Origin of the sequence: Pseudomonas sp. USTB-Z (assembly GCF_019691255.1) — a bacterium.
Classification (GTDB): domain Bacteria; phylum Pseudomonadota; class Gammaproteobacteria; order Pseudomonadales; family Pseudomonadaceae; genus Aquipseudomonas; species Aquipseudomonas alloputida.
Map to the genome: position 1 here is coordinate 259,889 of NZ_JAECZP010000003.1, position 19,748 is coordinate 279,636.

Sequence of the window (19,748 nt, forward strand, 5' to 3'; positions counted from 1 at the left end):
ATGCTCAAGCCCATTCTGCTGGTCGAAGACAATCCCCGAGACCTGGAGCTGACCCTGCTGGCCCTGGAGCGCAGCCAGTTGGCCAACGAGGTCATCGTGCTGCGTGACGGCGCCGATGCGCTCGACTATTTGCTGCGCCGCAACGCCTATGCCGAGCGCGATGACGGCAACCCTGCCGTGCTGTTACTCGACCTGAAACTGCCTAAGGTCGACGGCCTGGAAGTGCTCAAGGAAGTGCGCGCCACTGCCGAACTGCGCAGCATCCCCACCGTGATGCTGACCTCTTCGCGCGAAGAGCCCGACCTGCTGCGCGCCTACGAGCTGGGGGTAAACGCTTATGTGGTCAAACCCGTGGAGTTCAAGGAATTCGTCACCGCCATCTCCGACCTCGGGGTATTCTGGGCAGTGCTAAACGAACCGCCACCCGGCTCACTGCGACTGAACCGTCGCGGTAGCAACTGAGGCCGCCGCGACGATGCAGCAAACGCCGTTGAAAATACTGATGGTCGAAGACAGCTCGATGGACGCCGAGCTGACCCTGATGCGCCTGGAGCGCAGCGGGCTGCATGTTCAGTCACAGCTGGTGTTCGACCATGCAGGTGTCGAACATGCCCTGCGCCAGGCCCGCTACGACCTGATCTTGTGTGACTGCGTGCTACCAGGCTCATCCGGCACCGAAGTGCTGGCCATCGCCCAACGCCTGGCACCCGACATCCCGTTCATATTCCTGTCCGGCATTTATGGCGAAGAGCACGCGGTGGAAATGATCCGCCTGGGCGCGACCGACTATGTGCTGAAGAAGAACCTGCCACTGCTGCCCAAAGCCGTGCGCCGAGCCCTGAGCGAAGTGCAGGAACGCCAACGCCGTCGCCGCGCCGAAGAGGCCCTGGCGGACGTCGAAGCACGTGCTCGCATTGCCATCGACGCCGCCGGCATGGGCACCTGGGACCTGCGCCCGCAAGAGGGCCTGTTGCTGTGGGATGACCGCTGCAAGACCTTGTTCGGCGTGCCCACCAGCACCGAAATGAGCCTTGAAGTGTTCTACGCCGGCATCTACCCCGATGACCTGCCACTGGTGCGCGAGGCAGTGGAACATGCCATGCGCCCGGAAAGCGGCGGTCATTACCGCGTGGAGTTTCGGATCGCGCAACCCAATGGCCTGGAGCCTCGCTGGTTGCTGAGCAGCGGCCAGAGCCAGTTCGTCGATGATCAGTGCGTTCGCTTCTCAGGCGTACTGCAGGACATCCACACGCAACGCCAGGCCACCCAGGCGCTGCGTCAGCTGAACGAGATGCTCGGCGAGCGGGTTGAGCGCCGTACCCGCGAACGCGATCGTGCCTGGGAGCTGTCGCAAGATTTGCTGGCCGTGCTGAACAAAGACCTGACCCCGGTCGCACTGAACCCCGCCTGGGAAGCCAGCCTGGGCTTCTCACGCGAACGCCTGAGCCAGTCCTCCTTGCTGCACCTGCTGCCTGAGCACGACCAGGAACAGTTACTCACCGAACTGGCCGCCCTCTCCCACGGCCGCACCAGCGCACGCTTTGTCGGCCGCATCCTGCATGCCGGCGGCCAACAGCGCTGGCTGTCGTGGGTGGTGGTGCCGGAGGACACCCTGCTGTACGTGGTGGCACGCGACATCACCAGCGAGCGCGAAGCCGCCCTGGGCCTGGCAGATGCCAACGCCCGGCTGCGCGAACAGATCAACGAGCGCGAGCGCATCGAGGCCGCTCTGCAGCAGATGCAGCGGCTGGAGGCGGTTGGGCAACTGACGGCTGGCGTGGCGCATGACTTCAATAACCTGCTGACGGTGATACTCACCGGTGCCAGCTTTCTGGAGCGCGACCTGGCCAAGGCCGACCTGGACAAGGCCCGCACTCGCCTCACCCATATCCGCGAAGCGGGCGAGCGTGGTGCCAAGCTGACCTCGCAGTTGCTGGCCTTCTCCCGCCGCCAGCGTCTGGAGCCGGTGCCGCTGAACCTCAACCGTACCCTGGCCGGCCTGGAAGAGCTGCTGCGCCGCACGCTGGGTGGCAACGTTTCGGTGCGTCTGGACCTGGACCTGGCCCTGTGGCAGGCACTGACCGACCCCACCCAGACCGAGATGATCATCCTCAACCTGGCGATCAATGCCCGCGATGCCATGCCCGACGGCGGTCAGCTGACCCTGACAACGCGCAACACCCACATCGACCAGCGCCCGCAACGTCCGGAAGACCCAGACCCGGGCGAGTACGTGATGCTGAGCATCCGCGATACCGGTTGCGGCATGAGCGAAGACGTGCTGGCCAAGGTATTCGAGCCTTTCTTTACCACCAAGGACATTGGCAAAGGTTCGGGCCTGGGCCTGGCCCAGGTGTTCGGCTTTGCCAAGCAGTCCGGTGGCGGCGTGCGCATCGACACCACACTCGGTCGCGGTACCGAGGTGGCGGTATACCTGCCGGCGGTAAAAGAGGAGATGGTGAACGAACCCGTAGCAGCAGTGCTCAGTCAGTCAATCAGCGAAAGCGGCCATAACCGCACGGTGCTGCTGGTGGACGACGACCACCTGGTGCGCGACATGCTTGGCGATGTGTTACGCCAATACGGCTACCAGGTGCGCCAGGCGCACAGCGGCGAGCAGGCATTGGCATTGCTGGATGACGATATTGACCTGCTGCTGACTGATTTCGCCATGCCCGAGTTCAATGGTGCACAACTGGCGCTGGCTGCCCGCGAACGGTACCCCCGCGTGCCGGTGGTGTTTCTTACCGGTTATGCGGAGTTGCAGGGGCTGGAACTGCCGGGCAGCCTGGTGATCCAGAAACCGGTGCAGGCTGATGAACTGGCCAGGGCGCTGAACGAAATGCTGGGGATTTCCGGGTAACCCGGTACGGCACGACCCGCGCTCAGGAGGCGCGGAGGCGCGCAAAATCAAAAAACGCGAAAACCCAGTGCTCATCTTTCCTGGCACCGGGTTAAATACGTTTGAATCTTGAAAAATGGCAGGGGCGGCTGGATTCGAACCAACGCATGGCAGGATCAAAACCTGCTGCCTTACCGCTTGGCGACGCCCCTGTATCGGATGCAGCGTTTGCTGCTCTGACAATTCCAACTGAGTGACAACTGGGTTGTTGTCTTGGAATGCGCGGCACTTTAACAACAAACTTTCGGTCTGTGAACCCCCCTGATAAAAAAAATTGCCAAAAAACAGCGAGTTAGTCATTTCGGCGCTGGCGCAGCGACCGTCCGTCGGTTTCCGCCCGCCTCGCTTCAACACAATCGCATTCCGCACTTCCAATCAGGTAAGCCCATCGCATTGACCAAGGAGGACCCCATGCCCGTCTCTCACGACCTCTACCAGGACCTGCACTACCCGCGCGAAATCGTCCAGCAGCGCCGCCAGCAGGACAAGGCGCTGGACCGCTTGCTGGACGAATACATGGACATCGACAACCAGGTGCTGGCTGCCGAATCGATATCGGCCGGTAACTTCGTCGACGAAGACCTGCGCCACCTCAAGGAGCGTCGCCTGGCGGTGAAGTACCTGATCGAGCGCCAGCTGGAACGAAAGGCATAGCCCGTGAGGGCAAACAGACGGCCAGACCTATCGCAAGAAGTGATGATTGCCCGGCACTTTCTCTATTAGTCAAAATGGCCGCTCTCGGGCAATCTGCAGGCTGCCCCCGCCATCGCCCAAGGAGCGTCGCTTTTGTCTGCCTGGATCCCTACCCCGCTGCGCCAGCTTGGCCAACGCTTGCGCGGCGCCACCCATCAACAGAGCGAGCTGCTCGGCTGGTTCGAGGACAAGGCGCACAGCCGCGGTTATCAGCTGAGTGACGGCCAGCGGCGGGTAATCCACTGCATGGCCGAACAACTGACGCAGCTTGAACAAGGTCAACCGCGCAGTCTGTACCTGTACGGCTCGGTCGGCCGTGGTAAAAGCTGGCTGCTCGATGGCTTTTTCCAGGCCGTGCCGATAGCCGACAAGCTGCGCCTGCATTTTCATGATTTCTTTGCACGCCTGCACCAGGGCATGCACCGCCACCGGGCGCTGGACGACGCGCTGGGCGCAACGCTGGACGAGCTGGTGGGTGGTTGCCGGGTGCTGTGCTTCGACGAATTCCACGTGCATGACATAGGCGATGCCATGCTGCTCACCCGGCTGTTCAACGCCTTGTTCGCCCGTGGCGTGTACCTGCTGGTGACCTCTAACTACGCGCCCGAAGGGCTACTGCCCAACCCGCTGTATCACGAACGTTTTCTGCCGGTCATTCGCCTGATCAACAGCTCGATGCACGTGCTCGAAGTCGGTGGCGACACTGATTTTCGCAGCTTGCCGGCCAACCGCGAGCATCAGCGTTTTACCCAGGGTCATTATGTCTGGCCGGGTAATGCGGCGCAGCGCCAGGCACTGAACGTGCCGAGCGAACAACCGGTGATACTGGACGTGAACAAGCGCCCGCTGCGAGCGCTGGCCATCGATGGCCGGCGGGTGGTGCTTGGCTTTGACGATCTGTGCGAGAAGGCCACTGCGGTCATCGACTACCTGGTACTGGCCAGGGAGTATGACGAGTGGGTGATCGATGGGCTGGATGACCTCTCGGCGTGTTCGCTGGCGGCTCAGCAGCGCTTCGTCAACCTGGTGGATGTGCTGTATGACCAGGATCGGCGGGTGATTGTCATAGGTAAACGTCCGCTGGAAGAGAGCCTGGGCGGCCCGCTGGCCGACCTGATGCGTACCCGCAGCCGGTTGGGGCAACTGCACCAGATTGCCCCCTGAGACTGCAGTGCCTGAGACGGCCCTTTCGCGGGTGAACCCGCGCCTACGAAGGGGCCATCGAGGTCAAACCATCAACCCGCCCTGGGCAAATCCGCCAGCACCGCTTCGATCTCTCCCAGCACTGCCGGGTCATCCAGGGTCGAAGGCGGCACATAATCCTGCCCATCGGCAATCTTGCGCAGCACCGCCCGCAGTATCTTGCCAGAACGGGTCTTGGGCAGGCGCTTCACCAGCCGTACCCGATTGAAACAGGCCAGCGGGCCAATTTCCTCGCGCACGCTACCCACCAGCTCCACCAGCAACTGCGCCTCGGCAATGCCCTCGCCATCCTTGAGTACGACCAGCGCCAACGGTACCTGGCCCTTGATCTCGTCATGCACGCCGATCACAGCACACTCCGCTACCGCCGGGTGCCGGGCGACCAGGTCTTCCATTTCACCGGTGGACAAACGATGCCCAGAAACGTTGATCACATCATCGGTGCGCCCCATGATGTAGACGAAGCCATCATCGTCCAGATAGCCGCCATCGCCCGTGTGGTAATACCCCGGGTACGTGCGCAGGTAGGCCTGCAGGTAGCGCTCGTGATCCCCCCACAGCGTCTGGCTGCAGCCGGGGGGCAGTGGCAGTGCAATCACGATCGAACCCTGATGGTTGGCCCCGAGCAAGTGGCCTTCGTCATCCAGTACGCGAACGTTGTAACCCGGCACTGCGCGGTTGCTCGACCCTGGCTTCGCCGCGCTGCCCTCCAGCCCGACGCAAGGCGCGGTGACCGGCCAGCCGGTCTCGGTCTGCCACCAATGGTCGTGCACCGGCTTGCCACTCACCCGCTCCAACCATTCATGGGTGCTGGAATCCAGCTTTTCCCCCGCCAGGAACAGTTGACGCAGCGAGCTGAGGTCATGCTTGCGAATCAGGTCGCCCTCCGGGTCTTCCTTGCGGATGGCGCGCATGGCCGTAGGTGCACAGAACAGCGCGTTGACCTGGTACTGCTCCACCACCCGCCAATAGGCCGAAGCATCCGGGGTGCGGATCGGCTTGCCTTCGTAGAACACCGTGGTACAGCCGCTCATCAACGGCCCGTAGACGATCAGTGAATGGCCGACCACCCAACCGACGTCGGAAATGCCCCACCACACATCGCCGGCCTGCATGCCATAGATATGGCGCATGGCGTAACACAGCGCCACGGCATTGCCGCCGTTTTCCCGGACGATACCCTTGGGTTTCCCGGTGGTGCCCGACGTGTACATGATGTACAGCGGGTCGCCGGCATCCAGCTCGACGGGCGCCACCGGCTCGGCGCCGGCCAAGGCCGCCTGCCAGTCCAGGTCGCGGCCTGGCAGCAGTTCAGCGTGCGCCTGTGGCCGCTGCAGCACCAGCACATTGCGCGGCTGGTGACGGGCCAGTTGCAGGGCACGGTCAACCAGTGGTTTGTATGCAATGACCCGGTCGAACTCCAGCCCGCACGATGCCGTCAGCAACAAGGTGGGCCGGGCGTCATCGATGCGCAGGGCCAACTCGTTGGCGGCAAAGCCACCGAACACGACCGAATGCACCGCGCCGATCCGCGCGCAGGCCAGCATCGCCATGGCCGCTTGCGGCACCATGGGCATGTAGATGATCACGCCATCGCCCTTGTTCACCCCCAGCTGGCGCAGCAAACCGGCCAGGCGTGCTACCTCGTCGCGCAACTGGTTGTAGGTGTAGGTCTGCTGCACGCCGGTTACGGGCGAATCATAGATCAGCGCCAACTGCTCGCCCCGGCCCTGCTCGATCTGGTGATCGAGGGCCAGGTAACAGCTGTTGAGGCGGCCGTCAGCGAACCAGCGGTGGGTACCGTCGGCATTGTCTTGCAGGGTCAAGGCAGGCTTGCGGTGCCAGGCCAGGTGTGCGGCCTGTTCCGCCCAGAACGCGGCAGGGTCGGAAATGGAATGGGCGTAGCTGTGCTGGTAGCTCATGTCGTTAGAAACCCGGTACTTGTTGTTATTGAAGGGCGAAACTTGAGTATGGACCGCTATACCCGCGCCGCCATGGGACTAAAGTCACAACCGACCTGCAAATTTGCAGACAACGCAATAGCGCCCCATAACGGTGCAAAGCCTCTAGAATAGGCAACCCCTTCAAACACCGAGCAGCCCATGGACATCGATCAGGCCCGTACCTTCCTGGAAATAGTGCGTTGCGGCAGCCTGGTCGCCGCGGCCGAACGCCTGTTCGTGTCACAAACCGCGATCACCGCGCGCGTGCAGCGCCTGGAACAGCAACTGGGTTGCCAGCTGTTCGTGCGTAGCCGCAGCGGCGCCAGCCTGACCAGCGATGGCGAAGCGTTCGTCAGTTATGCCAACCAGTTGGTGCAAACCTGGGAAGCCGCGCGCCGCGACCTGCCGTTGCCTGAAGGTTGCCAGCAGGTGCTGCATGTGGGCGGTGAGGTGAGCCTGGGCAACCCGATGATGCTCGACTGGGTAAGTGCCCTGCACCGTGAACTGCCCAGCCATGCCATCCGCAGCGAGGTCAGCGATGGAGAGTCGCTGCTGCGCAAGGTCGAGATGGGCTTGCTGGACGCCGCGCTGGTCTACCAGCCGACCTACGGTCCAGGCCTGCAGGTGGAGCAGTTGATGGAAGAGAAGCTGATTCGCGTGCGCCGGGTCGAGCGGCCCGAGCCGTACATCTACATCGACTGGGGCGAGGCCTTCCGCCGCCAGCATGATGCGGCCCTGCCCGACTGCGCACGCCCGGCGCTAAGTTTCAACCTTGGCCCGCTGGCCCTGCAGTTCATACTCGACCAAGGTGGCAGTGGCTACTTCCGCACGCGGGTGGTGCAGGCCTATCTGGACAGCGGCGTGTTCGAGCGGGTACCGCAGGCACCGGAGTTCACCTACCCGACCTTTCTGGTGTACCCGCGAAAACGTGACAGCGAAGCCCTGCAACAGGCCTTCGCGATCCTGCGCCGGCTGGTCGCTGCCGGCGCCAGCGACTGGTCACAGCGCTGGGACCCGGTTATCTGAAGCCTCGGTCTTGCTGAGCAACTGACGCTTGAGGCCGGCAATCAGGTCGGTCTGGGTGATCACCCCCACCAGCTTGTCGCCATCAAGCACCGGCAAGCAGTGCAGGCCTTGTTCGCACAACAAGGGCAGCAGGCGTTCCAACGGGTGCTGGCTGCTGACACTGACAACCCGCCTGCTCATCACTTGCGCCATGCGCACTGCCTGGCGGCCGAACAGACCGCGCCAGCTGAAACGCCCACTCTGCATCGCCGGGCCAACCAGGTCGCTGAGGCTGACGATGCCTACAAGCTCGCCGTGCTGCAGGACAGGCAGGGTTTTCAGGTGATGGCTGGCGAGCATTTTCCAGGCCTGCTCCAGCGTGGTATCAGGTGTGGCGAACTGCACATCGCGGGACATCACCGAGGCCGCGGTGATACCGCCAAGGCTGCGCTGCAGGGCGTGCTGCTCGGTGGCGAGGATGATGCGCTCCAGCTCGTCACGGGTGACATCGACGAACTCGCCCAGCTCTTCCAGGGCCTGGTCCAGGTCTTCACTGCGGATGCCGACCCGCTCGCCGGGCAGCGGGTCATGGGTGTGATGCAGGTCTTTGCGTGGCACCGCGCCTTTCGGGTAGCGCACACCCGTCAAACGGTTGTAGGCGATTGCCACTGTCACCAGGATCAGCGCATTGAGCAGCACCGGCTCCAGCAGATGATCGCCCATGGCGGTCAACCCCGGGTCGGCCAGCACCGCGCTCACTGCTACACCGCCACCCGGGGGGTGCAGGCAGCGCAACAGGCACATGACCAGGATCGAGATGCCGAGCGCCGCAGCGGCCACCCACAGCTCGGCGCCGAAGCCTTCACGCATGGCCAGCCCCACTGCACCCGCCAGGGCGTAGCTGCCCAACACCGGCCAAGGTTGGGCCAAGGGGCCGGAATGCACCGCAAACACCAGTACCGCCGAGGCAGCCAGCGGGCCGAGCAAGTGCAGGGCGATGCTGGGGCCATAGGCCATGCTGGTCAGCCAGCCCGCGAGGAAAAGGCCAAGCAGCGCACCGATACCGGCACGCAACCATTCTTTTGGGGGGATGTTGAGAGGGGCCGGCAACAGCCGCTGCAGACGACTTTCGGAACGCGAGGCAGACATTTGGGCAATCGGGATCTTTGGTTTTTCTGTTTAAAAAGAAAGCCCAGCCGAGTTGGCCTGGGCCTCGTATTGCGCATGCAATACCACAAGGGGCTCCGTCCGTGGAGAGATGGAAACCGCAGGGTTTCGTGGGGGGATTTTGCCGGGTGGGGGGAATTTGGGCTAATTCAAAAAACTGCGGCTGTACTGCAATTTTTTTGCAGTACTGATAGGGCCAAAGGACGCTGCGCGCCCTTTCGCGACACACGGCCCCACAGGGGATTGCGTACCCCTGTGGGAGCGGCCTTGTGTCGCGATGGGCCGCACAGCGGCCCCGGCATTAACGAGCCTTGCGCGGCAGGTCGATGCTCACCCGCAACCCGCCCAGCGGGCTCTCCAGCAAGGCCAGGCGCCCGCCCCATGCGTCAACGATATCGCGCACGATGCCCAACCCCAGCCCATGCCCAGCCACCTGTTCGTCCAGCCGCGAACCACGCTCCAGCACCTGCTGCCGCTGGTCTTGCGGTATACCCGGGCCATCGTCATCAACCCACAGCCGGTAGCCCTCGGCGTTCGGCGCGATACCCAGGCGCACTTCGCTGTCTGCCCACTTGCAGGCGTTGTCCAGCAGATTACCCAACAGTTCCAGAACGTCCTCGCGGTCCCATGGCAACAACACCCCGGGCGACACATCACTTGCCAGCAGCAGGCCCTCGCCATGAATCATGCCCAAGGTGCCGAGCAACCCCGGCAGTTCGGCATCACAATCGAACTGCGCGCCAGGCAGCGCATCCCCTGCCAGGCGCGCACGGTTCAGCTCGCGCGCCAGGCGTTCCTGAATCTGCTGCAACTGCTCACGCATTTGCGCCCGTACCTCCGGCAGACCCTGCAAGCGTTCACTGGAGGCCAGGCTCAGCAGCACCGCCAGCGGCGTCTTCAGCGCATGGCCGAGGTTACCGAGGGCATTGCGTGAACGGCGCAGGCTGTCTTCGGTATGGCTAAGCAAATGGTTGATCTGCCCCACCAGCGGTACCAACTCGCTGGGCACCTCGGCATCCAGCTGCGAGCGCTGCCCCTGCTGCAGCTGGGCGATCTGCTGGCGTGCCCGCTCCAGCGGCCGCAGCGAGCGGGTAACCGTGATGCGCTGCAGCACCAGAATCAGGATCAGCGCCACCAGGCCCATGCCCAGGCCGATCTGCTGCAAGCGCCGAAAACCTTCGCGCACCGGCGAATAGTCCTGAGCCACACTGATCGAAATGTCCTGGCCCAGGCGCCGGTAGTCGGCACGCAAGGCCAGCAGTTGCTGGCCTTCCGGGCCGAGTTCATGGCTATCGGAAAGCCCGGGCGCTGCGGGCTTGGGCATGTCCAGGTCCCACAGCGAACGAGACCTCCAGGTACCCTGGTCGAAATCGATGCGGAAGTAGTAACCGGAAAACGGCCGCTGATAGGCAGCCGAGATGCGCCGCTCATCCAGCTGCAGGCCGGAAGGCCCGCGCACCAATGCCACCAGAAGGTTCTCGCTTTCGTTGCGCAGGCCGTTTTCCAGATAACGTTGCAGGCCGGCCTCGAACAGCCACAAGGTCAGTTGCACCAGCACCACGCCGACCACCACCAATACCGCCACCAGGCCCAGGCTCAGGCGCGCCTGGATCGACTTCACTCGCCGCTCCCGGCATAGATGTAGCCTTGCCCGCGACGGGTTTCGATCACACTGCGGCCCAGCTTGCGGCGCAAATGGTTGACGTGGACCTCCAGCACGTTCGAGTCGCGCTCGGTTTCACCGTCGTAGAGGTGCTCGGCCAGGTGGCTTTTGGACAGGATCTGCTGCGGGTGCAGCATGAAGTAGCGCAGCAGGCGGAACTCGGCGGCAGTCAGTTGCACGTCCACACCCTCGCGGCTCACGCACTGACGGCTTTCGTCAAGGTGCAGACCGGCCGCTTCCAGCTTCGGCTGATTGGCCAGGCCACGGGCACGGCGCAGCAACGCCTGGATGCGCAGTTGCAGCTCTTCGGGGTGGAAGGGCTTGCTCAGGTAATCGTCAGCCCCGGCCTTCAGCCCTTCGATGCGCTCGGCCCAGGAGCCGCGGGCGGTGAGGATCAATACCGGCGTGGCCAAGCCAGCGGCGCGCCACTGGGCCAGCACGTCCAGGCCAGGCAAGCCAGGCAGGCCGAGGTCCAGGATGATCAGGTCGTAAGGCTCGCTTTGCCCCTGGTAAACCGCGTCACGGCCATCAGCCAGCCAGTCCACGGCATAACCCTGGCGCTGCAGGCCGGTGGTCAGTTCATCGGCCAACGGTACGTTGTCCTCGACAAGCAACAGGCGCATTCAGTCATCTTCCTCGTCTTTGAGCAGGGCGCCGGTGCTGGCATCGAGCTTGATCTCGCGCACCACACCTTCAGTCGTCAGCAACTCGACTTCATATTCGTAGCGATCATCGTCTTCTTCCAGCTCGGCTTCCAGCAGACGCGCCCCGGGGTGACGCCCCAGGGCGGTCTCGAGCAGCTGTTCGAGCGGCAGGATGATGCCCTTCTGACGGAGCTGCAGGGCTTCATCCTGGTCCAGGTCGCGGGCAACAGCCAGGGAGCAGACGGCAAGCAGCGAGAGCGCCAGGTAACGTGCCGTCCGGGATACATGGATCATCAGCTGTCTCGTTCGTCCTTGAGCACCTCACCGGTCTTGGCATCCATGTCGACGTCCCATTCGACGTTCTGTGGATCACGCAGCTCGACCTTGTAGATGTAGCGGCCGTACTCGTCTTCAAGTTCCGAGTCAGTGACGGTGGCGCCTGGGTGCTTGGCCACGGCAGCGGCCTTGAGCTCGTCCAGCGACTTGATGGTCTTGGCGTTGACCAGTTTGACCACTTCGTCAGGCTGAACGTCCTTGGCGAAGGCGGCATTGGCGCCCAGGGCGAGGGCAGCGGCGGTGATCAGGGCAGTCATGGTTTTCATCGTTCTTCTCTCCTGAGAACTGTGCAAGTTGTCTACGGGGTTAAGATTAACCAGCGGTCCTTAATTCAACCTGAAAACAGCTGGCGGCATGATAGCGCAGTTACGCCGCCAACCCGACTCGGCCCCGTGCAAGGTGCGGCCTTGTGCTGCGAAAGGGCCAATACAGGCACCTACAGGTGTGTTATCTGTAACGGCTGCTTTTCGCCCAAGAGACCCGCCATGAGCACCATCCACATCAAATACCCCGCCCTCACCTTCAAGGCCGGCCAGCGTGCCTTGCGACACATCCGCGAGCGCGGCCTGCAGGCGGCCGATGTCGGGGTATTGCCGGGCGCGGCGGGTGGGCCGAAGCCGCTGGGCATCCAGGGCCTTGACCTGGCGCTGTTCGGCGAGTGGCTACCCTCGGCACCCCGTCAGCGTGCCCTGATCGGTGCTTCGATCGGTGCCTGGCGCTTTGCCAGCGCCTGCCTCGACGACCCGGTCGCCGGCATCCGTCGCCTGGGCGAGCTATACACCGAGCAGGATTTCGCCAAGGGCGTCACCCCGGCCGAAATCAGCCGCAGCTGCCAACGCATGCTCGATGACCTGCTGGAGGGCCGCGACGGCCAGCTGCTGGCCAACCCACACTACCGCCTGAACATTCTGGTGGTGAAAAGCCATGGCCAGCTCGCGCACGACCATCGCGGCCGCCTGGGCCTGGGGCTGGGCTCGGTGGTTGCCAGTAACCTCCTGGGCCGTTCGCGCCTGGCCCGCCACTTCGAGCGCATCATTCTGCACGATGGGCGCGCCGCGCCGCCGCTCGACACGCTGACCGACTTCCCCTCACGCTACCTGCCGCTGGACTTGACCAACCTGCGCCACGCCCTGCTTGCTTCCGGGTCGATACCGATGGTCATGCAGGGCGTGAAAGACATCCCCGGTGCCGGCGCCGGCACCTACCGCGACGGCGGCCTGCTCGACTATCACCTCGACCTGCCCTACCGCGGCGACGACCTGGTGCTGTACCCGCACTTCACCGACAAGGTCGTACCCGGCTGGTTCGACAAGGCCCTGCCCTGGCGCAAGGGCGATGCCACCCGCCTGCAAAACGTGCTGCTGATGACGCCTTCGCCGCAATACCTGGCCGCCCTGCCCTACGGCAAGTTGCCCGACCGCAACGACTTCAAGCGCTTCATGGGCGATGCGCCAGGGCGCAAGCGCTATTGGTACAAGGCCATTGCCGAAAGCCAGCGCCTGGGTGATGAACTGCTGGAACTGACCGCCACCGGGCGGCTGCATGAACGCCTGCAAGCCTTGTAGCGGCCATGCTGGTAGACTGCGCGCATTATTGATTCACACAGAGTTATGACAGCGTGGAAATTTTCAAGGATTCCACAGTGGATTCCCGCCTAAAACCGGACAATCCCGAAAGAACGAAAGGCGCCCGTATATGGGCGCTTTTCTGTCCTTAATCGTCCCGGCATGACTATCCACATCCTCAGATAATTAGTACATCATCCAGTACATCGACCAACCAACCAGAGGCAATGTACTAGTGGCGCTCACGGACACTGCGGCCAGGCAGGCCAAGGCCCGGGAAAAGGGCTACACCTTGGCGGACTCGCTGGGGCTCACTCTCTACGTGGCTGAGACCGGCGTGAAGAGCTGGCACTTCAGGTTCACCTGGCTTGGCAAACAGGCCAGAATTTCGCTTGGGACTTACCCAGAGATCGGATTAAAGGAAGCGCGTGCGCGTCGAGATGAGGCGCGCGAAGACGTTGCGCAGGGCAAAGACCCGCGCGAATCAAGGAGGGAAAAGAAGGTAGAGCGCCTGGGCGCCCAAGAGAGGACTTTCCGCCGCGTCTATGAGGAGTGGCTGGAATTCAGGAAGGGAGGCCTGACTGAGTCAACGGTCAAGGTGATTTCTAACGCGATGGAGCTGGATGTACTACCTGCTTTCGGCCTGCGCCAGATAGACAGCATCAAGCGCGCGGACGTGATCACACTGATCCGCAGGATTGAGCGGCGCGGCTCAATTACCACAGCAGTTAAAACAAGGCAGTGGATCGGCCAGGTGTTCCGCTATGCCGTCGCGATCGGGATGATTGAGATCAACCCCACGGCGGAAATGCACGCTGTGACTGAGAAAATGGCTCCGCACAAGAACCGGCCCTTCCTCGCATTCACCGAGATGTCGGCCATCATCAAGGCCATTGAGGAAAGTGAGTCTGGCCTACAGCTGCAGTGCGCCACCAAGCTGCTCATCCTAACCGCCTGCCGGCCAGCAGAGGTGCGCAAGGCTGAATGGTCGGAGATTGACCTGGATACAGCGACCTGGTCCATCCCCGCCAGCAAGATGAAGATGCGGCGCGACCATGTGGTACCGCTGTCGCGCCAGGCTGTCGAGTTACTGCGATCGATGCTGCCGATCTCAGGCGGTTTGAAATACGTGTTTCCGAACCGAACCGATGCCGTGCGCCCGATCGGCATCAATTACGCAGTAAACCTGCTGGACCGTTGCGGGTATACCGGACGGCAGTCGCCCCACGGTTTCCGTCACCTGTTTTCCACGGAGATGAACAGCCGTGGCTACAACAAGGACTGGATTGAGCGGCAGCTGGCCCACGCCGACAGCAGCGCCATCCGTGATGTATATAACCATGCAACATACATCGAACAAAGACGAAGAATGATGCAAGACTGGGCTGACATGGTCATTCCCGCAGAGCAAATAGAAAACATATAAGAAAACAAATACCCTCGACCGGCGCCACTGGAGTAAACCTGTGACATCAGAAATTCAGTACATATTTATCAATACAGCCTCAGAATCAAGCTGGACAGATGATGTACCAGCTATCGCTTCTGGAGTTATTGCTCTGCTGGCTTTATTCGCAACCGTATATCAATCTCATCTATCCAGAAAGCATAATCGTCTATCTATCAGGCCACACCTAGCAATCCATGGAGAAGAGGGCGACAACTGTACTTTTACAGTAATTATTCGAAACGATGGCCTAGGCCCGGCAACCATCGAAGATCTTCAGATCTACCGAGACGGGAAAAAACTGGATTCGAGCGGCGAACGCCTTATTACTAAAGCTTTCGAAGGACTAGAGAAGTGCGAACTAAAATCGCTTGAAGCGATAAGCCCTCCCTTTATTCTTCCAGCAAACCATTCTATAAGGCTGGCAACAATAGAATATGACGAAAGCGTTGACTCAATAGACGAGCATTTAGAAAACATCCTCAGGCTTGAGATCCCCTATACGTCTTCTTATGGAGAAAAATTCAAACTGGATACTGACGATTAAAAAGTCGCATATCACCCTTCGACATCCGTCAGCGCCCACAGCCTGGCCGCCTCGGCAAGCTCGAGCATGTCGACCAGAGTGTCATCGTCGATGTCCCGGCGCCTGCGCGCAGCATAGGCCATTTCACTGAGCACATCCGCTCGCCCATCAGGGTCAGTTACCAGGGCAGTCTGGTCATCCAGTTCCGCCACCCAGGCCTGTGGTAATCCAGCCATCATTCTGCTCTGCACCACCAGGACTGCGCGTACAGAACGCCGTCGATTTCCTCGACACCGTTGATGTTGATCCCGAGCTGGGCCATGCCGTTGACCTTCGCGTCATGCAGTCGGGGGATGATGTCCGGACCAGGCGCAGGGTTGAACACCCAGGCCTGGGTCGATACCCGCCCCAGCGGCTCGCTGTGGTGATCGCCGATGTGGATGTCGGCACGCAGAGGCGTGATCTTCCCAAGCTGATTTGAAGGGATAGCCACGCCATTGACGCGACGGCGCACAAGGAGGAAGTACATAGGGCACCAATACTGTATGGATAAACAGTATCGTATAGGCGGGATCGGTCGCGGGCAATTGCCGATCAGCGGATCAGTGAAGAGGTGGCAAATCCTTACCTCTGGCCTTGGCGATGACGCGGAGCTGGTAATCGGATACCAGCTGGAAAAGCGACTCGGCCAGTAGGCGCAATCGCTCGATCTCCTCCGCCGACGCGCCGCGATGCTGGGCCTGGTGATACTCCCGCATGGCGTCGATAGCCTGCTGAATCAGCGGCTCGCCGGCCTCAACCATCCCTATAAAGGTGCGCTTGTCCACTTCCCTGCCCCGATCACTTGATCAGGGCATTATAGGACGCCTCGCATAGATCACCTGCTATTCGGGCTTGGTCATAAGCTTTCGCCAGCTCTCCCGCTCGAGCATCAGCCCGTGTGAGCAGGTCGGAGAGCACCATGGCGGCGCGGGTGGCTGCCTCGCCTCTGGCGACAGCGGAGGTATCCGTGCCGGGGCAACTGACGGAGGCGGCAAGCTTTCCGGCTTCGTCGCGCAGCCGCTGGCCAGCAGCATCGGCGTTAACAGCGCCAGCATCAGCAATCGTTCTTTCTTCATGCCCTTTTACCCTCACCTCTTGCTGCGCATCTGCGCGCCGGTGTTCTTCCTGACGCGCCGCGCGCTCGCCAATTACTTCTGCCAGTCGATCGCCGCTGTCCCGCTTCGCTGATTTCTGGCCAGCCTGGGCAAGTTCCACCGATCGACCGTGTTCGTACGCCGCCCAATGGGATACCAGCAACAGCGCCACCACTCCGGACAGCACCCAGCCGTTCACGCCGCCCCCAGGAACAGATCTCGCTCAGCGGCCCGCCGGCGGGCCAAGCCAGCCAGCACCTGCCCGCCAGCCTTGTTCCAGCGGGGGAACTGGTCGGCAGCGGCTGCGTAGTTGCCAGCGTTGAGCAGTCGGCGGAGCGTGGACGATTCAAGATTGGCCGCGCCCAGGTTGTAGGTGAAGCTCATCAGGGCGTCCCACTGGCTCTGGTTTAGCGGCACCGATACCAGGCGCTCGACCTCCGGCTCGAACCGCTGCACGTCGTTCAGCAGCATGCGTTCGGCCTGCTCCTTGCTGATCTTCATCCCGGCCTTAACGCCCCGGGTGGCGCCGTAGCCGATGGTCCAGACGCCCACTGAATCCTGATAGGCCTGCAAGCGCAGGCCTTCGAACGACTTGATCAGGCTCAAGCCGCGTTGCGATGTCCTCATAGGGTTACTCCAGGTACAAGAGAGCCCGCGCTTGGCGGGCCGCATGAATTTCAGGCACAAAAAAACCGCTCAAGGCGGCCGTTTAGTGTCGGTCGGGATCAGGCAATGCTGTAGTAGGTCTTCATCGAAGCCACGAGCTCCGCCAGCTGGGACTTGCCCAGATCAGTCTTCAGCAGCGAGTCGCTGAAGGTATACAGGTCGCCCATTTTCGAGCTTCGGAGGCTGTTGCTATCCAGATGGTAGCCAACCTCAAGGTACGAACCTGATGGCGGCAAAAACGTGCCAGGCATGGCGAGGGTGTCAAAGGTCGCCACCTGGTTGACCGCCACTGAAGCAATCCTGGTGGATCCGTCGTAATCAACCACGAATATCGCCCAGCCGGCCGCTGGGAGAGTAGCTACGGCAAAGTTCCCCCCAGCCAACGGGCTGCTGCAAAGCTTCCCTTTGTTAGCGCCGGTGTTGGTAACCCCATAAGTGCGCTGCAGGACGCTGATGTAGCCGTCAGCAGCGTCAAAGCCGGACAGGAAGTTGACAATCAGCCCGCCGGCGACATCTGCAGATGCCAGATTGACCGCCGCCACGAGCGTGTAGGAGCTCGTAAGGCTTCCTGCGGGAAGAGCCAAACCAGCTGCCACTGTTCCGCTGACGCCTAGACCAAGGCGACCCGCGATCTCTGTCACGACCAAACTAGCTGCGGAACTCCCTTTCGGAATCAGCTGTTTACCTGTCGCACGGCAGCGGCCAACAACCCCGCCACCAGGCGCAGCTGTCAGTCCCCGCGCGCCGAAAGCATGTTTCAAAGTGGAAATCTTCGCCGCGATGATATCGGGAGCGTTCACGTTAATTCTTGGGGCGCCAGGTGCGGCGGCGGCAGTAACGCCCTCAAGCACAACCATTTGTCCAGCCATGTTGAAATTCCTTGTGCAGTCGTTAATCAAGCAGCCAAGACGCTGACGCGCTGGTGGCAAGCCCAGTTATAGAGAGGTTGGCCATAGGCATCGAGGTCGGGGCTGCTGTCACGCAAGCATGCGCGGGGGCCAGTCACCGGGCCACCTGCGGCGCCCACAGTGCCTATATCGGCGATTCCGATAAAGGCGTTTGTCCCGGTCGGGACCGCACTCAGGATGACCTCGACGGTGTTGTTCCCCAGAAGTCGCACGCCCTGAATGGTGGCAACGCCGGAGTCATCCACATAGCGGATGCCAAGATTGCCTGGGTCCGTAACGTTGACGGTGTCGATCGCAAGCGGGCCAGATGGAGTATGGAAGCGCAGTGTCACCACGGTACCTGACCGGGTGGCCGAGACCACATGGGTAGGCTTCCAAGACGCTCCGGAGATAATCGCCTGTGCGGCGCGGGCATGCATGGCCCCCAGGCGCATCGAATTATCGGCGCCAAGGTGAATGCCATCCGGGCTTGTCTGTAGCCAATACTTAGGCCCAGCACAGTAGAAGCGCGTCGGGTAGGTCAGCGCCGCCTGCAGTTGCTCCAACGGAACGAAACTGGTTGGTGTGCTGTACATCGTCCAGTTGCTAATTTGGTCGAGCAGAAGCGGCACAGTCTGTGCCTGACCGCTGATCCCGCGAATGTCGATATCGTAGTCGGTCTGAAGCTGAAGCAATGCCGCTAGATAGACACCTGCAGCCCGGTTCGCGTCGTTCTCGCCCTGTATCCAATCAACGAACGGCACCCGATAGCCGTAGCCCAGGCGGGTGGCCTCGGCCTTGGCATTGGTAACCGCCGTGATCGAGTTGGCATAAGGCAAGGTTCCCTTGCTCAGCGAGGCGATTGCAAACCCTCCTCGCCCATGGCAACTGGTCAACAGGCCTGCGTTGCTCGGGATCCCGCGAATTCGGTTTAGCTGCGCGGACAATTGGACAGCTGGCAGCTCGGTACTCTTCGTCACCAGGGGCTTGAATGGAGCCACCATGGCCGCTGTTAGCGTGTCATCTTGGTTAGACAAGCGAGCGCCGTCCTGCAGGGTAAGCAGACGATTTGCCGTTGGCGGCTGGAGCGTGGTCGCAGTTGCCGTTGCCCCCATAGAAAGCGACTGCCCCGAACTGAGGATATGCAGCAGCGCAGTGACAAACCCTGCCACGCTGCCTGGGGTTGGAAGGTCAACCTTAACCATCGACAGCGGGCCGTTGCGACGCATATAGGTGACGCTGCCGCTAGCGACCCGAGGCGAAAAATTGTCACCGCTCGAGGTGAGCTGATATGGAACACCGTCGATCAGAACCCACACATCCTGCCCACCGACGGGGCCGGCCACAAACGAAGTAGCAGGCCCAGTATCGTGGCCATAGATGATGACCTCTCCATCCCACTTGAACCCCAGCAGAACAACACCGTTATCCTCAGGCAGGGCCCACCGGTAGTCACCGAGCATCGTTAGCCCAGGCATGCTGTCCAAAATCGCATGCGCTGTACCATTGCGTTTCGCGCCCAAGATCGGCTGGTAGTTCTGATCAGTCACCGCCCAAGGCATGTCTGGATCAAGGGACCGAGGGCTGGACAACCCATAAGCAGTTTCAGCCAGCGAACTGGCGCGCCGAGTAGCTTTCGCGTTCGGGTAGCTATCGATGAAAACAGCCAGGCCGCCGGAGTTACGGTAAACGTTGACGTACTCATCCTCAGCGCTGGACAGCACGCTGAAATTGGTGCCGTCTACGGTTCCCACAAGCCCAAGCGCGACCGAGGGGTAAGGCATTGCCCCACCCAGCAAAGTCGCTAGGTTCGCCATAACCATGGCATTGGTAGGACGCCATACACCGGGGGATACCTCCACCAGCTTTATGTCCGGCGACAGTAGCAGCTCGTCGGTCTTGTCGATCGTTTGTGTCAAGCGCGCGAGATCTTCTGCTCCGCTCATGTTTACTCCAGGCGAAAAA

At 61.7% G+C, this 19,748-nt stretch carries 21 protein-coding genes and 1 tRNA gene; 8 read left to right on the forward strand and 14 right to left on the reverse strand.

The window, feature by feature from the left end:
* Both I8746_RS05160 and I8746_RS05165 read left to right on the forward strand, forming a co-directional pair.
* Window positions 1-462: a response regulator gene (locus tag I8746_RS05160; protein ID WP_003250360.1), complete on the forward strand. Its 462-nt coding sequence runs from the start codon at window positions 1-3 to the stop codon at window positions 460-462.
* A 13-nt stretch (window positions 463-475) separates the two neighbouring features.
* Window positions 476-2,863, forward strand: a complete 2,388-nt coding sequence (locus I8746_RS05165) for a response regulator (protein WP_014753816.1) — start codon at window positions 476-478, stop codon at window positions 2,861-2,863.
* Between the two features lie 116 nt (window positions 2,864-2,979).
* Here I8746_RS05165 and I8746_RS05170 read toward each other — a convergent pair.
* A tRNA-Gln gene (locus I8746_RS05170) sits at window positions 2,980-3,054 on the reverse strand.
* 259 nt (window positions 3,055-3,313) lie between these two features.
* On the opposite strand from I8746_RS05170, the gene I8746_RS05175 reads away from it, so the two are divergent.
* Window positions 3,314-3,556, forward strand: coding sequence for a hypothetical protein (locus I8746_RS05175; RefSeq protein ID WP_012052965.1), 243 nt, complete (start codon window positions 3,314-3,316; stop codon window positions 3,554-3,556).
* A 132-nt stretch (window positions 3,557-3,688) separates the two neighbouring features.
* A complete protein-coding gene (zapE, locus tag I8746_RS05180; RefSeq protein ID WP_014753817.1) occupies window positions 3,689-4,759 on the forward strand; it encodes a cell division protein ZapE in 1,071 nt (356 codons plus the stop codon).
* Between the two features lie 71 nt (window positions 4,760-4,830).
* Here the strand turns inward: zapE and I8746_RS05185 are convergent, their stop codons facing one another.
* Window positions 4,831-6,720 carry a propionyl-CoA synthetase gene (locus tag I8746_RS05185; protein ID WP_221100239.1) on the reverse strand — a complete coding sequence of 630 codons (1,890 nt, stop codon included), beginning with the start codon at window positions 6,718-6,720 and terminating at the stop codon, window positions 4,831-4,833.
* Window positions 6,721-6,900: 180 nt separating this feature from the next.
* Between I8746_RS05185 and I8746_RS05190 the strand changes: the two genes are divergently transcribed.
* Window positions 6,901-7,767 carry a LysR family transcriptional regulator gene (locus I8746_RS05190; RefSeq protein WP_004573884.1) on the forward strand — a complete coding sequence of 289 codons (867 nt, stop codon included), beginning with the start codon at window positions 6,901-6,903 and terminating at the stop codon, window positions 7,765-7,767.
* On the opposite strand, the gene I8746_RS05195 is transcribed toward I8746_RS05190, so the two are convergent.
* The 5 genes from I8746_RS05195 to I8746_RS05215 all read right to left on the reverse strand — a co-directional run bounded on the left by I8746_RS05195 (window position 7,741) and on the right by I8746_RS05215 (window position 11,822).
* Window positions 7,741-8,895 (reverse strand): HPP family protein, encoded by a 1,155-nt coding sequence (locus I8746_RS05195; protein WP_221100240.1) that lies wholly within the window; start codon window positions 8,893-8,895, stop codon window positions 7,741-7,743. The two genes, I8746_RS05190 and I8746_RS05195, sit on opposite strands and share 27 nt — an antisense overlap.
* A 319-nt stretch (window positions 8,896-9,214) precedes the next feature.
* Window positions 9,215-10,534, reverse strand: coding sequence for a sensor histidine kinase (locus I8746_RS05200; RefSeq protein WP_221100241.1), 1,320 nt, complete (start codon window positions 10,532-10,534; stop codon window positions 9,215-9,217).
* Window positions 10,531-11,199, reverse strand: a complete 669-nt coding sequence (locus I8746_RS05205) for a response regulator transcription factor (protein WP_019752039.1) — start codon at window positions 11,197-11,199, stop codon at window positions 10,531-10,533. The genes I8746_RS05200 and I8746_RS05205 overlap by 4 nt, the downstream gene beginning before the upstream one ends.
* A complete protein-coding gene (locus I8746_RS05210) occupies window positions 11,200-11,514 on the reverse strand; it encodes a PepSY domain-containing protein (protein WP_014753821.1) in 315 nt (104 codons plus the stop codon).
* The gene (locus tag I8746_RS05215) at window positions 11,514-11,822 is read right to left on the reverse strand and encodes a PepSY domain-containing protein (protein WP_014753822.1); all 309 of its coding nucleotides are present in this window, start codon (window positions 11,820-11,822) and stop codon (window positions 11,514-11,516) included. The genes I8746_RS05210 and I8746_RS05215 overlap by 1 nt, the downstream gene beginning before the upstream one ends.
* Before the next feature lie 219 nt (window positions 11,823-12,041).
* On the opposite strand from I8746_RS05215, the gene I8746_RS05220 reads away from it, so the two are divergent.
* The 3 genes from I8746_RS05220 (at window position 12,042) to I8746_RS05230 (ending at window position 15,115) form a co-directional block, all read left to right on the forward strand.
* Window positions 12,042-13,121, forward strand: coding sequence for a patatin-like phospholipase family protein (locus tag I8746_RS05220; RefSeq protein WP_221100242.1), 1,080 nt, complete (start codon window positions 12,042-12,044; stop codon window positions 13,119-13,121).
* A gap of 235 nt (window positions 13,122-13,356) precedes the next feature.
* Window positions 13,357-14,547: a tyrosine-type recombinase/integrase gene (locus I8746_RS05225; RefSeq protein WP_221100243.1), complete on the forward strand. Its 1,191-nt coding sequence runs from the start codon at window positions 13,357-13,359 to the stop codon at window positions 14,545-14,547.
* Between the two features lie 40 nt (window positions 14,548-14,587).
* Window positions 14,588-15,115: a hypothetical protein gene (locus tag I8746_RS05230; protein ID WP_221100244.1), complete on the forward strand. Its 528-nt coding sequence runs from the start codon at window positions 14,588-14,590 to the stop codon at window positions 15,113-15,115.
* An 11-nt stretch (window positions 15,116-15,126) separates the two neighbouring features.
* On the opposite strand, the gene I8746_RS05235 is transcribed toward I8746_RS05230, so the two are convergent.
* The 7 genes from I8746_RS05235 to I8746_RS05265 form a co-directional block, all read right to left on the reverse strand.
* Complete coding sequence (locus I8746_RS05235; RefSeq protein ID WP_221100245.1) at window positions 15,127-15,333, reverse strand: hypothetical protein; 207 nt, start codon at window positions 15,331-15,333, stop codon at window positions 15,127-15,129.
* Window positions 15,330-15,623: a hypothetical protein gene (locus I8746_RS05240; RefSeq protein ID WP_221100246.1), complete on the reverse strand. Its 294-nt coding sequence runs from the start codon at window positions 15,621-15,623 to the stop codon at window positions 15,330-15,332. Before I8746_RS05240 ends, I8746_RS05235 begins: the two co-directional genes overlap by 4 nt.
* Window positions 15,624-15,696: 73 nt before the next feature.
* Entirely contained in the window at window positions 15,697-15,921 is a 225-nt protein-coding gene (locus I8746_RS05245) for a hypothetical protein (RefSeq protein WP_221100247.1), read from the reverse strand.
* A gap of 13 nt (window positions 15,922-15,934) precedes the next feature.
* Entirely contained in the window at window positions 15,935-16,429 is a 495-nt protein-coding gene (locus tag I8746_RS05250) for a DUF2514 domain-containing protein (protein WP_221100248.1), read from the reverse strand.
* The gene (locus I8746_RS05255) at window positions 16,426-16,857 is read right to left on the reverse strand and encodes a lysozyme (protein WP_221100249.1); all 432 of its coding nucleotides are present in this window, start codon (window positions 16,855-16,857) and stop codon (window positions 16,426-16,428) included. Before I8746_RS05255 ends, I8746_RS05250 begins: the two co-directional genes overlap by 4 nt.
* A gap of 98 nt (window positions 16,858-16,955) precedes the next feature.
* Window positions 16,956-17,765, reverse strand: coding sequence for a hypothetical protein (locus tag I8746_RS05260; protein ID WP_221100250.1), 810 nt, complete (start codon window positions 17,763-17,765; stop codon window positions 16,956-16,958).
* 26 nt (window positions 17,766-17,791) lie between these two features.
* On the reverse strand, window positions 17,792-19,729 hold the full coding sequence (locus I8746_RS05265) for a hypothetical protein (protein ID WP_221100251.1): 1,938 nt from the start codon (window positions 19,727-19,729) through the stop codon (window positions 17,792-17,794).
* Between the last annotated feature and the right edge of the window lie 19 nt (window positions 19,730-19,748).

Bases quoted from the DNA above. Each gene is read 5' to 3' on its own strand.
- I8746_RS05160 (WP_003250360.1), top strand. From the start codon at position 1: ATGCTCAAGCCCATTCTGCTGGTCGAAGACAATCCCCGAGACCTGGAG.
- I8746_RS05165 (WP_014753816.1), top strand. From the start codon at position 476: ATGCAGCAAACGCCGTTGAAAATACTGATGGTCGAAGACAGCTCGATG.
- I8746_RS05175 (WP_012052965.1), top strand. From the start codon at position 3,314: ATGCCCGTCTCTCACGACCTCTACCAGGACCTGCACTACCCGCGCGAA.
- I8746_RS05185 (WP_221100239.1), bottom strand. From the start codon at position 6,720: ATGAGCTACCAGCACAGCTACGCCCATTCCATTTCCGACCCTGCCGCG.
- I8746_RS05190 (WP_004573884.1), top strand. From the start codon at position 6,901: ATGGACATCGATCAGGCCCGTACCTTCCTGGAAATAGTGCGTTGCGGC.
- I8746_RS05195 (WP_221100240.1), bottom strand. From the start codon at position 8,895: ATGTCTGCCTCGCGTTCCGAAAGTCGTCTGCAGCGGCTGTTGCCGGCC.
- I8746_RS05205 (WP_019752039.1), bottom strand. From the start codon at position 11,199: ATGCGCCTGTTGCTTGTCGAGGACAACGTACCGTTGGCCGATGAACTG.
- I8746_RS05210 (WP_014753821.1), bottom strand. From the start codon at position 11,514: ATGATCCATGTATCCCGGACGGCACGTTACCTGGCGCTCTCGCTGCTT.
- I8746_RS05215 (WP_014753822.1), bottom strand. From the start codon at position 11,822: ATGAAAACCATGACTGCCCTGATCACCGCCGCTGCCCTCGCCCTGGGC.
- I8746_RS05220 (WP_221100242.1), top strand. From the start codon at position 12,042: ATGAGCACCATCCACATCAAATACCCCGCCCTCACCTTCAAGGCCGGC.
- I8746_RS05235 (WP_221100245.1), bottom strand. From the start codon at position 15,333: ATGATGGCTGGATTACCACAGGCCTGGGTGGCGGAACTGGATGACCAG.
- I8746_RS05240 (WP_221100246.1), bottom strand. From the start codon at position 15,623: ATGTACTTCCTCCTTGTGCGCCGTCGCGTCAATGGCGTGGCTATCCCT.
- I8746_RS05255 (WP_221100249.1), bottom strand. From the start codon at position 16,857: ATGAGGACATCGCAACGCGGCTTGAGCCTGATCAAGTCGTTCGAAGGC.
- I8746_RS05260 (WP_221100250.1), bottom strand. From the start codon at position 17,765: ATGGCTGGACAAATGGTTGTGCTTGAGGGCGTTACTGCCGCCGCCGCA.
- I8746_RS05265 (WP_221100251.1), bottom strand. From the start codon at position 19,729: ATGAGCGGAGCAGAAGATCTCGCGCGCTTGACACAAACGATCGACAAG.